This window comes from Gordonia sputi NBRC 100414 (genome assembly GCF_000248055.1).
Lineage (GTDB): Bacteria > Actinomycetota > Actinomycetes > Mycobacteriales > Mycobacteriaceae > Gordonia > Gordonia sputi.
Window position 1 is genome coordinate 1 of sequence record NZ_BAFC01000034.1, and the last position, 13,409, is coordinate 13,409.

At 64.5% G+C, this 13,409-nt stretch carries 14 protein-coding genes and 1 other RNA gene; 3 read left to right on the forward strand and 12 right to left on the reverse strand.

Annotated elements, in window-relative coordinates; translation table 11 throughout:
* Nucleotides 1-73 precede the first annotated feature (73 nt).
* On the reverse strand, nucleotides 74-820 hold the full coding sequence (locus tag GOSPT_RS04775; RefSeq protein ID WP_039854772.1) for a DsbA family protein: 747 nt from the start codon (nucleotides 818-820) through the stop codon (nucleotides 74-76).
* A 137-nt stretch (nucleotides 821-957) separates the two neighbouring features.
* Nucleotides 958-2,598, reverse strand: a complete 1,641-nt coding sequence (gene pgm / locus GOSPT_RS04780) for a phosphoglucomutase (alpha-D-glucose-1,6-bisphosphate-dependent) (RefSeq protein WP_005203572.1) — start codon at nucleotides 2,596-2,598, stop codon at nucleotides 958-960.
* A 70-nt stretch (nucleotides 2,599-2,668) separates the two neighbouring features.
* Between pgm and GOSPT_RS04785 the strand changes: the two genes are divergently transcribed.
* A complete protein-coding gene (locus GOSPT_RS04785; protein ID WP_005203574.1) occupies nucleotides 2,669-3,256 on the forward strand; it encodes an alpha/beta fold hydrolase domain-containing protein in 588 nt (195 codons plus the stop codon).
* A gap of 106 nt (nucleotides 3,257-3,362) precedes the next feature.
* On the forward strand, nucleotides 3,363-3,965 hold the full coding sequence (locus GOSPT_RS04790) for a TetR/AcrR family transcriptional regulator (protein ID WP_005203576.1): 603 nt from the start codon (nucleotides 3,363-3,365) through the stop codon (nucleotides 3,963-3,965).
* A 15-nt stretch (nucleotides 3,966-3,980) separates the two neighbouring features.
* On the opposite strand, the gene ssrA is transcribed toward GOSPT_RS04790, so the two are convergent.
* The 10 genes from ssrA to GOSPT_RS04835 form a co-directional block, all read right to left on the reverse strand.
* Nucleotides 3,981-4,353: a transfer-messenger RNA gene (gene ssrA, locus GOSPT_RS23035) on the reverse strand.
* A gap of 108 nt (nucleotides 4,354-4,461) precedes the next feature.
* The gene (locus GOSPT_RS04795; protein ID WP_005203577.1) at nucleotides 4,462-5,532 is read right to left on the reverse strand and encodes an alpha/beta hydrolase; all 1,071 of its coding nucleotides are present in this window, start codon (nucleotides 5,530-5,532) and stop codon (nucleotides 4,462-4,464) included.
* A gap of 136 nt (nucleotides 5,533-5,668) precedes the next feature.
* Nucleotides 5,669-6,889: a glycoside hydrolase family 27 protein gene (locus tag GOSPT_RS04800; protein ID WP_005203579.1), complete on the reverse strand. Its 1,221-nt coding sequence runs from the start codon at nucleotides 6,887-6,889 to the stop codon at nucleotides 5,669-5,671.
* Between the two features lie 50 nt (nucleotides 6,890-6,939).
* Nucleotides 6,940-7,413: an SsrA-binding protein SmpB gene (gene smpB / locus GOSPT_RS04805; RefSeq protein WP_005203581.1), complete on the reverse strand. Its 474-nt coding sequence runs from the start codon at nucleotides 7,411-7,413 to the stop codon at nucleotides 6,940-6,942.
* Between the two features lie 45 nt (nucleotides 7,414-7,458).
* A complete protein-coding gene (gene ftsX / locus GOSPT_RS04810; protein WP_005203583.1) occupies nucleotides 7,459-8,370 on the reverse strand; it encodes a permease-like cell division protein FtsX in 912 nt (303 codons plus the stop codon).
* Nucleotides 8,371-8,479: 109 nt separating this feature from the next.
* Nucleotides 8,480-9,166: a cell division ATP-binding protein FtsE gene (gene ftsE, locus GOSPT_RS04815; RefSeq protein WP_005203585.1), complete on the reverse strand. Its 687-nt coding sequence runs from the start codon at nucleotides 9,164-9,166 to the stop codon at nucleotides 8,480-8,482.
* A 69-nt stretch (nucleotides 9,167-9,235) separates the two neighbouring features.
* Complete coding sequence (locus tag GOSPT_RS04820) at nucleotides 9,236-9,889, reverse strand: hypothetical protein (RefSeq protein ID WP_005203587.1); 654 nt, start codon at nucleotides 9,887-9,889, stop codon at nucleotides 9,236-9,238.
* Nucleotides 9,889-10,890 carry a mechanosensitive ion channel family protein gene (locus GOSPT_RS04825; protein WP_005203589.1) on the reverse strand — a complete coding sequence of 334 codons (1,002 nt, stop codon included), beginning with the start codon at nucleotides 10,888-10,890 and terminating at the stop codon, nucleotides 9,889-9,891. Before GOSPT_RS04825 ends, GOSPT_RS04820 begins: the two co-directional genes overlap by 1 nt.
* On the reverse strand, nucleotides 10,883-11,998 hold the full coding sequence (gene prfB / locus GOSPT_RS04830) for a peptide chain release factor 2 (RefSeq protein WP_005203591.1): 1,116 nt from the start codon (nucleotides 11,996-11,998) through the stop codon (nucleotides 10,883-10,885). The genes GOSPT_RS04825 and prfB overlap by 8 nt, the downstream gene beginning before the upstream one ends.
* Before the next feature lie 46 nt (nucleotides 11,999-12,044).
* Entirely contained in the window at nucleotides 12,045-12,434 is a 390-nt protein-coding gene (locus GOSPT_RS04835) for a hypothetical protein (protein WP_005203593.1), read from the reverse strand.
* 117 nt (nucleotides 12,435-12,551) lie between these two features.
* Here GOSPT_RS04835 and hisN point away from each other — a divergent pair, with 117 nt between their 5' ends.
* Nucleotides 12,552-13,352, forward strand: coding sequence for a histidinol-phosphatase (hisN, locus tag GOSPT_RS04840; RefSeq protein ID WP_005203594.1), 801 nt, complete (start codon nucleotides 12,552-12,554; stop codon nucleotides 13,350-13,352).
* Nucleotides 13,353-13,409: the final 57 nt, after the last annotated feature.

The following is a 13,409-nucleotide window of genomic DNA, read 5'->3' on the forward strand; positions in this document are numbered from 1 at the left end:
CGTGTTTGAGATCTACGTGTGTGAGATCTGGGTCTGTGAGATCCACGACCGTTCCAGCGACTACCGAGAACGACTATTCACTCGCTTTGCCGAGCAGCGAGTCGAGCCATCCGGTTCCGTTGAGAATCCCGTCCACAGGCACGCCGCCGGAGAGCACCGTCGGTGTGGCGACCTGTCCCCCTGTGGCCTTGGCCAGCTGATTCTCTGACTCTTCTGCCGCCTTCTCCCCCTCGGCGACCTTGGACCCATCGGCGATGCATTTCTGCGTCACTGCGTTGGCGCCCTGCTCGGCCGCGACCTTCGCCAGGTCAGAGTTCGACTTATCGGAGTGGCCACCTTCCTTCGGCTGATCCGCGAACAGCGCGGTGTGGAACTTGAAGAAGACCTCTTTATTCTCCCCTGCGCCAACACATTGCAGAGCGCCCGCCGCACGACTCGAGTAGCTGCCCGACGCCGACTGGCGGTTGAGGAAGTTCAACATGTGGTAGCGAACTCGAAGCCTGCCCCCATCGACGGCGCTCACAATCGCCTGACCCGACTGCTCCTCGAACTGCTTGCACACCGGGCACATGAAGTCCTCGAAGACGTCGATCGTCGTCTTCGCGTCGGGAGCTCCGATGATCAACGCGGCGTTGGAGTTGAGGACCTGCTCGTTCGCTGTCCCCCCGTGGTCGCGGTTGCGGTTCCACAGCACGCCGCCGACGACCAGAGCGATCACCACCACTACCGCGATTCCCAACAACACATACGTCGACGTGCTCGACGTCGAGCGAGGTTGGTGTTTCGACGTCGATGCGGGTGGCTTGCGCCTGTCAGTCACAGATCATCCTTCGTGTGGTCGCCGTGCCCTCCTGCGGAGCGGGTGCGCAACACCGGTCAGCAGCGTGGCACCACGGGCGAGCCTAACGCACCGGTGATCCGCCACAGCACCGTCGAGTCATGACAAGCTCCGTCGAGTCACGACAGGGCGGCGTCGACGACCTCCTGCGCCTGCTCCTGCACCCTCGCGAGGTGCTCGACGCCCTTGAACGATTCGGCATAGATCTTGTACTTGTCTTCGGTACCCGACGGCCGCGCGGCAAACCAGGCGTCTGCGGTGGTGACCTTCACACCGCCGATCGGCGCATCGTTGCCCGGCGCTTTCGTCATGACCGCGGTGATCGGGTCGCCGGCGAGATCGGTGGCAGTGATCTGATCAGCGGAAAGATTCGCAAGCACCGCCTTCTGTTCGCGGGTGGCGGGCGCATCCGTTCTGGCATAAGCGGATTCGCCGTACTCCGCAGCCAGCTCGCGGTAGCGCTCCGACGGCGTCTTGCCGGTGACCGCGAGGATCTCCGACGCCAGCAGCGCCATGATGATGCCGTCCTTGTCGGTCGACCACGGACCACCGTCGAACGTGAGAAACGACGCGCCTGCACTCTCTTCGCCGCCGAACGCGATGCTGCCGTCGAGCAGGCCGTCGACGAACCATTTGAACCCCACCGGCACCTCGATGAGCTTCCTGCCGATGCCCGCAACGACCCGGTCGATGAGACTCGAACTCACCAGAGTCTTCCCGACCGCGGCGTCAGGCGACCAGTTCGACCGATGCGTGTACAGGTAGTCGATCGCAACTGCCAGATAGTGATTGGGGTTCATCAACCCGCCGTCGGGGGTGACGATGCCGTGACGGTCGGCGTCGGTGTCGTTACCCGTGGCGATGTCGTAGGAATCACGCGACTCGATGAGCGAGGCCATCGCGTCCGGCGACGAACAGTCCATCCGGATCTGACCGTCCGTGTCGAGCGTCATGAATGAAAACGTCGGGTCCACAGTCGGATTCACGACGGTGAGCTTGTCGAGGTTGTACCGGAACCCGATGGCGGCCCAATAGCCGACTGACGCACCACCGAGTGGGTCGGCACCGAACTGAATCCCCGCCTTGCGGATCGCCTCGAGGTCGACGACCGATGCCAGGCCGTCGGTGTAATTCATGACGAACGAATAGTCGTGTACCAATTCGTCGCGTCGGGCTTTTTCGAACGGAATGCGTTTGACCCCATCGAGTTTCGCCGTCAGCAATTCGTTGGCACGGTTGGCGACCCACGATGTGATCGTCGTATCGGCGGGGCCACCTGTCGGCGGATCGTATTTGAAGCCGCCGTCACGCGGCGGGTTGTGTGATGGGGTGACGACGATGCCGTCTGATTGCACACCGGGATTGGCAGCATTGAACGCGAGGATCGCGCGACTGACAGCGGGGGTCGGCGTGTAGGTGTCGCCTTCGGCGGTATAGACGGTCACCCCGTTGGCCACCAGAACTTCAAGTGCGGACTTCCACGCCGGAACCGACAGTGCGTGCGTATCGAATCCGATGAACAACGGGCCGGTGATACCCGCGCCTGCGCGATACTCGACGATCGCCTGGGTGATCGCGAGGATGTGCGCTTCATTGAACGCGGAGTCGAGGCTCGACCCCCTGTGCCCCGAGGTACCGAAGACGACCCGTTGCCCGGGATCGTCCGGATCGGGCACCTTGTCGTAATAGGCGCCGACGACGGCGTCGACGTCGATGAGGTCTTCGGGCTGAGCCGGAGTGCCGGCACGTGGGGAAGCCATAGTCCTAGATTGTGCCCGAAACCCGGCGCCGCCGTCAGTCCCTTGTTCCACCGGCGTCATGCTGGAGTCGATGACCCCGCGACTGAATGTGCTCGTCCTGCCCGGTGGGACCGACAACAGCTACCGCCCGTTCCGAGCGACCCAGGGAACAGCGCTGAGGATGTACCCATTCACGTGGTCGATACGCGCGAGGTTCGGCAGCGCCGTCGACGTACGGCAGGTCCGCTACCGCGTGTACGGATGGAACGGCGGCCAGGCAAGCCCCCTTCCGTATGCGCGGGCAGCGCTCGATTCGATCACTCGCGACAACCCCGACGTTCCCGTCGTCCTCATCGGACACTCGATGGGCGGGCGCGTGGCGGCACACCTCGGCGCCGACCCACGGGTCGCCGACATACTCGCGCTGGCCCCCTGGTGGCAGCATCGCGACTGGCGCCATATCCGTCGAGGCGTGCGCGTGCGCGCCATCCACGGCGACGCCGACACCCTCACATCACCACGACGTACCGTCGAAGGCATCGCCGAACTGCGCGACGCCGGTTACGACGCCACGTTCGTCTCGGTGCCGGGTGGGCGGCACGCGATGCTCGACCACGTCTCACTGTGGCAGCGTTCAGCGCTCGACATCGTCGGTCGCGCACTTGCCGATGACAGCTGATTTCACCGGTTATCGCGGAAATCCGTTGCGCGCTGCACACCGGGCATCGCCTACCTGTTCCACGCGGTACCGTGTGCGCATGCCAAGGGCGGGTAGGCGGAAAACGATGTCGGAGAGCAGAATCCTCGATGCGACATCGGCAATTCTGGAAACCGGTGAGCACTACGCCGACATCCCCGTCGAACGCATCCTCGAGGTCGCCGAGGTCTCCCGATCGACGTTCTATCAGTGGTTCCCCGACAAGACCGCGCTCATTCTGCAGCTCACCACTCCACTGCTCGCCGAGTTCGTCGCGACGGCCGACCGCTACTGGAAGGAACCGTCGCAGGCACGTCCGGAGGCGCTGGCCGACGTCATCGTCGAACTCTTCGCCTCCGCACGCCGCTACCGTGTGATCTGGCGTGCGTATCTGGAGACGACGAGCACCGACACCCGCTTCGGCGACAACTTCCGACGAGGCCTGCAGAACTACACGGCCGATATCGCCGAACGAATCCGCACCGAGCAGGCCGCGGGAATCGCATCCCCCGACATCGAGCCCGATCAGACGGCTCGATTCATCGTGGTGGGCATGCAGGCAGGCTTCTCCGACGTCATGCAACTCGCCGACGACGGCTACGACCGCGCGTTCGCCTCGGCAATGGCTCGATCGTTCTGGCTCACCATGTACGGCGAGGGCACCGCACAAAAAAACCTCCCACCTGCGTAAACAGGTGGGAGGCTTTCGTGGAGCTGCCGGGAATTGAACCCGGGTCCTCCGTCGCTTCGGTAGGGCTTCTCCGTGTGCAGTCCGCTATATCTCTACTCGGATCTCTCGGTCACGCGAACAAGCCGAGAGGACGATCCCAGTCGCTGTGAGATGTCCCGTTCACTCCCGCGACCGGAGTGGACAGTGAGCTCCCTGAGATGATGCCGGCACCGGGCAAGGGAGCAAAACCCGGGCCAACAGACACGCAGTCGCTGTCAGGCAGCGAGTGCGTAGTCGCGCTGATTCTTATCGGCGCTTAATTGGTTGCCGCGACGCTTAACGGTGGTCTCTGGCCTGCACCGACACGCTTCCCCCACCTCGACGCACGTAGTCGAAACCGATCAGCCCCGAGATGGTTCCACCGGAAACCGGCGGAAGCTCCACTATAACAACCCACGGCACGCGGTTCATTCCCTTTTCTGTTCGCCCCTGATCACTGCCGCGCGCCGCCCATCTGTCACGCGCCGAGCGCTGGTCCGATGACCCGCCAACTGTCACGCATCTCAGTGGCGAACAACGACCATGTGTGCGCGCCCTGATCGAACACACGGTACGTGTGCGGTATCCCCGCCCCATTGAGAGCGGCAGCCATCTGGTCGGTACACCAATGAGTCCCCATCTCCACCTCGGCGGGTCCGGCCAGCAACGACGGTGCGCCGAGGGGAGCACCGTCGGTTCGTCCCGGCAACCCCGACGCCGCGCCCAGATAAATTGCCTTTCCCCGCAGTCGTGCAGGATTCCGCGACGGGTCGTGATCAATCCACGCGGGCGATCCGGGAGGTCCGAACATATTCAGCGCGTTGCCACCGCCTATCGATGTCGTGGCGAAGACGCCTGCGGTCGCGGGCGGCGCACTGATGGCAGGGCAACCGCTGTACGACGCCGCCGCGCGATAGAGCGATCCACCCCGCCCGGCGATGTCGAGCGCGGGACCACCGGAGAGGGATAGCCCGGCGATCGCATTGCGGCCGTTCGCGCGCAACGGGCCCACGATGGCACCTGGCAGTTCCCGCAGCAGGTAGGTCTCCCACTTGTTGACCCCGAGCGCGGGGTCCGGCCGCTGCCAGTCGGCGTACCAGGCGTACGGCCCACCCAGCGGCGATACCACTGTCACATTCTTGCCTGCGAAGAACGATCGGTGGTCGGTCTGCTTGAGCCAACTATCACCCTCGACGCCGCCCGATCGTCCGTTGAGCAGATAGAAGACCGGTGCCGAGCCCTCGCCTCGCGGTCGCAATACCTGATTGGGGATCACCTTGCGCATCGACGGCGAGTACACGTAGACGATCGACAGTTGGTCGTCGACCCGATCGATGCGCACTACCGCCGCCGACGCAGGAGCCGCGACGGTGGTACCCGTGAGCACCGCCCCCGCTGTCGCTGCGACAACGGCCAGCAACGTGGCGACGATCGACGTACCGCGTCGACGCCAACTCGACGCCTCGCGCGGTCGTAGCGTGCACTCCGACTGTGACAGTTGTGATGCCTGTGGCTGATGTTCCGGTTGTGGTAGTCCCCTCGTGATCACCCGGCATGTTTACCGTCGCTCACAGCAACCTTCCAGACTCGGCACGCCGCTCATCGTCAGTCGAAACCAGATTGGGATGCTAACGACCGTCCCGAGATACCCCCGAGTCGTCGACGTGACCCGGCGACGATCGCACTCAGCGAATCTCGAGGACAGCCGTGTCGTGCACCCCAACCGGCACCGACAACTCACCGTGCTGCGCCGTGAACGAACGCCCGGTCCACGCGTCGACACCGGTGACCGACGCATCACCCACGAGTCCGACGCTCCCCAACGACACCGACAGCGTCCGAGCATGATCGGAACGGTTGGTAAGCGAGATGACCAGACCCTTGTCGCCGATCGCGCGCGACCACACCTCGGGATCGTCGTCGACCATCGCGCCTGCGACGACTCGCGAGTCCTGGTCGATCGCGATGATTGCCGCGTTGCGCAACGCGTCGAGCGTCTGCTGCGACATGTTCGTCAGGTCGTTGCCTGCAATCAGAGGTGCAGCCATCATCGACCACATCGACATCTGCGTACGCTGCTCCGCCGCTGTGAGCCCAGGAGATCCGACGACGAGCATGTCCGGGTCGATGAACGACCCCGGCTTCACCCGCGCGGTCAGCGGCCCGGCGACGTCGACGATGTTGACGATGCCCTGATACCCCGACGGCCCATTCGCGGTCGACCACGCGGGTGTGACGTCGTTGGTCACACGGGTCGTCGTTGCCGTTCCGCCCCAATCGAATTGGGCACCGGGTACCGATCCGGCGTAGCCACTGTTGGGATTGATCGCAAACACGATGCGACGGCCTGTGTCGCGCAACGCATTTCGCATCGCTGTGAACGACGAAACCTGATCGTCGTGGGACGTATTCGACGAACACCAGTCGTACTTGAGATAGTCGACGCCCCACCCGGCGAACGTCTGAGCGTCGATCACCTCGTGACCACCGCTGCCCGTCGCCCCTGGATACGTGCCCTGATACTGCGTGCAGGTCTTGTCCCGCGCGCCGGAGTAGATACCGAAGAGCAGGCCCCGCTCATGAAGGTAGGCACCAAGTGCGGCCATCCCGGAAGGGAATCGCACAGGATCAGCCTGCAGCCTGCCCGAGGCGTCGCGCTGTGGCGCGGCCCAGCAGTCGTCGACGATCACATACTTGTAGCCGGCATCGCGCAGCCCCGACGACACGAGCGCGTCAGCCTGCGCACGGACGATCTGCTCGGTGATCCCACATCCGAAGGTGTTCCAACTGTTCCACCCCATCGGGGGAACCGCCGCAAGCCCGGGGATCGCTGGCCCATCACCGCCGATCCGACCCTCCTGCTGCGGCGTACACGCGACAGCCGCCAACGCGGCGATCACCGCCACCAGCGCGGCAACCACCGAGAAACGTGTTCGACGATACGACGACGTCGTGGTCACATGCCCTTGACCCGACGACCCAGCTCGCGTTCGACCTCGCGCTGCGCGGTGCGTCGAGCAATGTCGTGGCGTTTGTCGTGCGCCTGCTTACCCCGAGCAAGCGCCAACTCGACCTTGACCTTGCCGTCGTTGAAGTAGAGCGATAAAGGCACCAAGGTCAGGTTGCCGTCGCGGATCTTGCCGATCAGATTGTCGATCTCGCTCCGATGCATGAGCAGCTTGCGCTTACGCAGCGGTGTGTGGTTCGTCCACGAACCGCGACCGTACTCGGCGATGTTCAGGCCACGCAGCCACACCTCGCCGTCGTCGATGGTGGCGAATGCGTCGACCAACGACGCCTTGCCCTCCCGAAGACTCTTGACCTCGGTCCCAACCAGAGCGACACCGGCCTCGTAGGTGTCCAGGATGGTGTAGTCGTGGCGCGCCTTACGGTTCGACGCGATCACGTTCCGTCCCTTTTCCTTCGCCACTTTCCACCTCCTTTCCCTGTCGTCGACAAGCCCGCGCTTCGAGCCTCACTCACGAACATAGACACGCAGCGTGACATATGCCGTCGCGCCTGCCAACACAATTCCGGCAAGGATCAGCCACGGCGACACGAACAGCACGTCGCCCGCGGTGATCCTGGCCAGGATGTTGACGCCGTAGAGGTCGTTCAACGCCTTGTCGAAGAAGAACACCTTCGCCGCGAAAAGGCCGCCGATCGCCAGCAACGAACCGATGAAGGCCGAGAACACGGCCTCCAACAGAAACGGCAGCTGCGTGTACCAGCGGGTCGCACCGACCAACCGCATGATCGACACTTCCGTCCGCCGGGTGAACGCCGCGACCTGAACCGTGTTGACGATCAACAGGATCGCCGCCACCGCAAGGACCGCGGCCACCGCGAACGCCGCGTTGCGCACCCCGTCGAGCACGCTGAAGATACGTTTCACCAGCTCTCGCTGGTCTAGAACGCCATCGACGCCGAGATCCTTCCGGTCGGCGTATTTGTCGAGCACCGCGCCGAACTGGTTGGCGTCACTCATCCGAACCTTGAGCGACGCGGGGTTGGCATCGGGCGAGATCATGTCGGCGATCTCCGGTGCGCTCTGCTCGAACGCCGCTTTCGCCGCCTTGTACGCGTCAGCCTTGCTGACGTAGGTCACCGAGCCCACTCCCGGCTCGTTCTCGAGGTCGGTGCGCAGCGTCGAACAGGGTGCTTTCTGGCAATCCGGGTCGGCCGCACTGACGTCGTCGTTGATGTAGAACTGCATCTCGACACGGTCGAGGAAGATCTTCTGACTCTTGTTCGCCATCTGGATGACCAACAATCCGCCACCGAGCATGCCGAGAGTGATGGCAGTGGTGAGGATCATCGCGACCGTCATCGTGACGTTGCGGCGGAGACCGTTGAAGACCTCGCGGATGATGAAGTTCGCTCGCATGCTGGTGCTACACGTCCTTTGGTCTGTGGAGTACGCGGGCTGGTGGTACGCGGACTGACGGGCGTCGACATGGTCGGTGGCGCGCGATCGCGCTCACCTGAGCCGACGGTCAGCCGATGCCGTACACGCCCTGTGCGTCGTTGCGGACGAGTCTGCCGTTGTCGAACTCGAGTACCCGACGTCGCATCGCGTCGACGATGTGCCGATCGTGCGTCGCCATGACGACGGTTGTTCCGCGCCGGTTGACGCGGTCGAGCACGTCGACGATCTCCTCGCTGGTCTCCGGATCGAGGTTGCCCGTGGGTTCGTCGGCGAGCAGGACCAGTGGCCGGTTGACGATCGCCCGCGCGATGGCGACACGCTGCATCTCACCGCCCGACAGCTCGTAGGGCATACGGTCCTGCTTGCCCTCGAGACCCACGTACTCGAGGACCTCAGGTACGACACGGCGAATGGTCGACGGCTGCTTGCCGATCACCTCGAGCGCAAACGCCACGTTGTCGGCCACCGACTTCTGCTGCAGCAACCGGAAGTCCTGGAACACACATCCGATGGATTGCCGCAGCTTGGGCACCGTGCGTCCGCGAAGGCGGTTCACGTGTAAGTCGCCGACGTACACCTCACCCTTCGTCGGCCGATCCTCTTTGAGCAGCAGCCGGAAGAACGTCGACTTGCCAGAACCAGAGGGGCCGATGAGGAACGCGAACTCGCCCTTGTCGACCTCGAGATCGAGGTCGGTGAGGGCGGGTCGGCTGGATGCCTTGTACTTCATCGTCACGTTCTCCAGCTTGATCACGACAACAGAGTGTAACGGTGACGCCTGAGAGGTCTGTTCAGGTGCGCACCCGCGCGCCGACCCGCCCGGTCAGCGCGACGGGACAGCCGTCGTCTCCTGCTGGTTGTTCCGGTTGTTGAAGAAGTCCGAGAAGCCGTTGCCACCGGTCGTGGTCGGTTGCCCACTCTGGGTGCCCGGAACGGCGCCTCCCTGACCGGGCTCTTCGCTCGGATTCTCCGACTCCCCCGAGATGCCCGACGGCACCGACGTCGAGGGATACGACGAGGACGGCGTCGAGTACGTGGTCTCCGGAGTCGTCTCGACCGACGTGCGGTGATGAGTCGGTTGGGGCGCAGGAGCGTCGACGATTCCGTATCGCTGCGAGGTGTAGCCGTAGACAATGACGCACACGATGAAGAGCACCGACACGATCGCCGTACTGGTCCGGACCCGGGTGTGCGGAATGTGATGCCAGTCGCGTCGATGGCGCAGACTGTGTGGATCGCCGATCTCGTCCGATGGCGGGATCGGGGCCGCCGTGCGATCGGCGTCCGAGTCGCTTTTCGCGTCCGAGTCGGCTTTCGCGTCGCCGTTGCTGTTGCCGTTGTCCTTGGCGTTTTCCTGCTTGTCGGCGGCGGCTTCTGCCTGCTCGATCTTGGCGACGACCTCCTCGGCCGCTGCCTTCGCGGCGTCGTCGTCGGAGCGACTCGCGGCGTGGTCGGGGCCGTCATGACGATGAACCATCACTTGTCACCCCCCGACGATGCTTGTGCATCGGCCTCGGCATGACCGCTCGGCGGCGCTGACCCGGCCTGCACCTCTTTACCGGAAGCGACGTTGATACCGCGACGAGCCAACGCGCGCACAATCCATGCGCGCAGCGCGCGACTGACCTCGAACTGTTTACCCGGAAGTGTCCTGGTCACCATTCGGACGGTCATCGAATCGAGTTCGAGGTTCGTCACACCGAGCGGCGACGGGGCGTCGAGGAGCAGGTCGTGCCAGTACGGATCGTTGTAGAACCGCTGGCCGACCTCGGAGAGAACCTCGTTGACCACCCCGATGTCGGAGTCGGCGGGAACCGGAACGTCGACGACAGCTCTCGCCCAATCCTTCGAGCGGTTGGTGGTCTTGATGACCTGGCCGTTGGGGACGGTGATGACCTCGCCCTCGGACGTGCGCAGCCGCGTGATGCGCAAGGTCACGTCCTCGACGGTTCCCTCGGCCTCACCATTGCCGGTGACGGTCAAAGCCACGACGTCGCCGTAGCCGTACTGCCGTTCGGCGACCACGAAGAATCCCGCGAGGATGTCTTGGACCACCCGCTGGGCGCCGAAACCGAGGGCGGCACCGACCACGGCGGTCGGGCCGACCAATCCTGACAGCGGAACCTTGAACACGGTGAGGATGTGCAGGAACACGATGATGCCGACGACGACAACGAGCGTCCACGACACCACATCGATCATCGCGCGACGGTGTTTGGAGTCCTCGCTCTGCACGATCAGATCACTGTCGTGGAACTTGGCCTCGATGCGGTCGTTGAACTTCTGCGCCGACCAGCGGATGAACCGCACGACGAGGATGCCGCCGAGGATCCAGATGACGATCTCGAGGCCGTTGGTGGCCATCCACCGATAGAAGCGCCCGATCACCGACTCCGTCGCACCGGGTGCGAAGGCAAGGGTGGTGAGGTCGGCCCGCGCCAGCACCGACGACCCTGCCTGCGCGAAGACCTCACGCATCGGCATCAGCCATCCGCCAGCGGATGCCGGCCTCGATGAACTCATCGATGTCGCCGTCGAGAACCGTGGTCGGGTTGTTGTTTTCGACGTTGGTCCGCAGATCCTTGACCATCTGATAGGGGTGCAGCACGTAGGAGCGCATCTGGTTGCCCCAGCTCGATCCGCCGTCGCCCTTCAGCGCGTCGAGCTCGGCGCGTTCCTCCTGCTGCTTGCGCGCGAGGAGCTTGGCCTGCAGCACCCGCATCGCCGACGCCTTGTTCTGCAGCTGACTCTTCTCGTTCTGACAGGTCACCACGATGCCGGTCGGGATGTGGGTCAACCGGACCGCGGAGTCGGTGGTGTTGACCGACTGACCGCCCGGACCCGACGACCGGTAGACGTCGACCTTCACGTCGTTCTCGTCGACGTCGATGTGGTCGGTGGTCTCGACGACGGGCAGTACCTCGACCTCGGCGAACGAGGTTTGGCGACGACCCTGGTTGTCGAACGGGCTGATGCGGACCAAGCGGTGCGTGCCCTGCTCCACCGACAGCGTGCCGTACATGTAGGGCGACTTGACCGCGAACGTCGCCGACTTCAGACCCGCTTCTTCTGCGTAGGAGGTGTCGTAGACCTCGACGCCGTAGCCGTGCTTCTCCGCCCAGCGGATGTACATGCGCATCAACATCTGGGCCCAATCAGCGGCGTCGACGCCGCCGGCGCCCGACCTGATGTTGACCACGGCATCGCGCGAGTCGTACTCGCCGGCGAGCATGGTCTTGACCTCCATGGCCTGGATGTCGCTGCGCAGGGATTCGCGCTCGGCGTCGGCGTCGGCAAGCGCAGATGTGCGTGCCTCACCCTCTTCGGACTCCGCGAGTTCGTAGTGGACGGGCATGTCGTCGAGTCGCTGCCGCAACTCGGTGACGCGACGCAGCTCCGCCTGGGCGTGCGAGAGTTCGCTCGTCACCTTCTGCGCGTGGTCTTGGTCGTTCCACAGATCAGGGTCGGACGCCTGCATCTCGAGCTCGTCGATCCTCCGGCGCAACTCCTCGACGTCGAGGACTTTCTCGACGGTCGTCAGGGTCGAGTCGAGGGATTCGAGATCGGTTGCTACGTCAGGATGCACGGTTTACCAGGGTACCGACTGCTGATCGCCGATGTGCCCCCACTCCTCACGCCGACGGCGGTACCGAGGGCGGGGCGTCGGGAGCCTGCATAGGAGGCAGTTGGCCGAAACTCCACGTCGTCGCGGTCTTGCCCGGTTTGTAGACGACGGCATGTTCGGATCCGATCTGCGGCCACGGCTCGCCTACCGCGAGGATCATCGTTCCGTACACCTCGGTCGGGTTGGTTCCCGGACCGTTGATCGTTCCGGAGATGGTGCAGAACGCTTGCCCCTTGCTGTCGGGCTCGCCCTGATCACTCACGCCGGTGACCGTCAGGGTCCCCTGCGCGTAGCCCGCCGTGTTGCCACCGAATCCGCCGATTCGCTGTCCGCGAAAACGCATGATCATCGCGATCACGGCGACGACGAGCAAAATGACGAGAATGACGGTCAACATGGCCTCAACCCTACCGACACGACCGGGCATTTCGGGCTGCGAACGCAGCGTCGACGGTCATCGTGGCAGCCATCGGTCGACCGTTTTCGCGACGCAGCCAAGCGCTACGCTGACCGGGTGCTTCCGACGCCCGGTTCCGACGCCACCGCCGACCTCGATTTCGCGCTCTCTCTCGCAGAGTCCGCCGACACGCTGACAATGGGGCGCTTCGGCGCGATCGACCTCGAGGTCGACGCCAAACCCGACCTCACCCCGGTCTCCGACGCCGACCTCGCCTGCGAGCGGATGATCCGCGAACGTCTGGCGGCCGTGTTCCCCGACGACGAGGTCCTCGGCGAAGAGTTCGGCGGCGACGCGATCCTGACCGGTCGGCAATGGGTCGTCGACCCCATCGATGGCACCAAGAACTTCGTGCGCGGCGTCCCGATCTGGGCCACGCTGATCGCTTTGCTGGTCGACGGCGTGCCGGTGGTCGGCGTGGTGTCGGCGCCTGCGTTGAGCCGCCGGTGGTGGGCCGCCGCCGGCCACGGGGCGTTTGTCGCGTTCGATCACGGCGACGCGCGCCAGATCACGGTCTCGCAGGTCGCCGACCTCGCGTCGTCGAGCCTGACCTTCTCGAGCCTGTCCGGCTGGGCCGACCGCGGCGTCCGCGACAAGTTCATCGACCTCACCGACCGTGTCTGGCGAGTGCGCGGCTACGGCGACTTCCTCAACTACTGCCTCGTCGCCGAGGGCGCGGTCGACATCGCGGCAGAACCCGAGGTGTCGCTGTGGGATCTCGCCCCGCTCGACGTGCTGGTCCGCGAAGCAGGCGGGCGCTTCACCTCGCTCGACGGCTCGCCCGGCCCCGGCGGCGGCAGCGCGGTCGCGACCAACGGACTCCTCCACGACGAGGTGCTCACCGCCCTCGAGGGGTAGCCGTAGCGCCGCGCCCGACCTACCTGTCCGCTCGGATAGTCCCTGCGAAATCCCGGC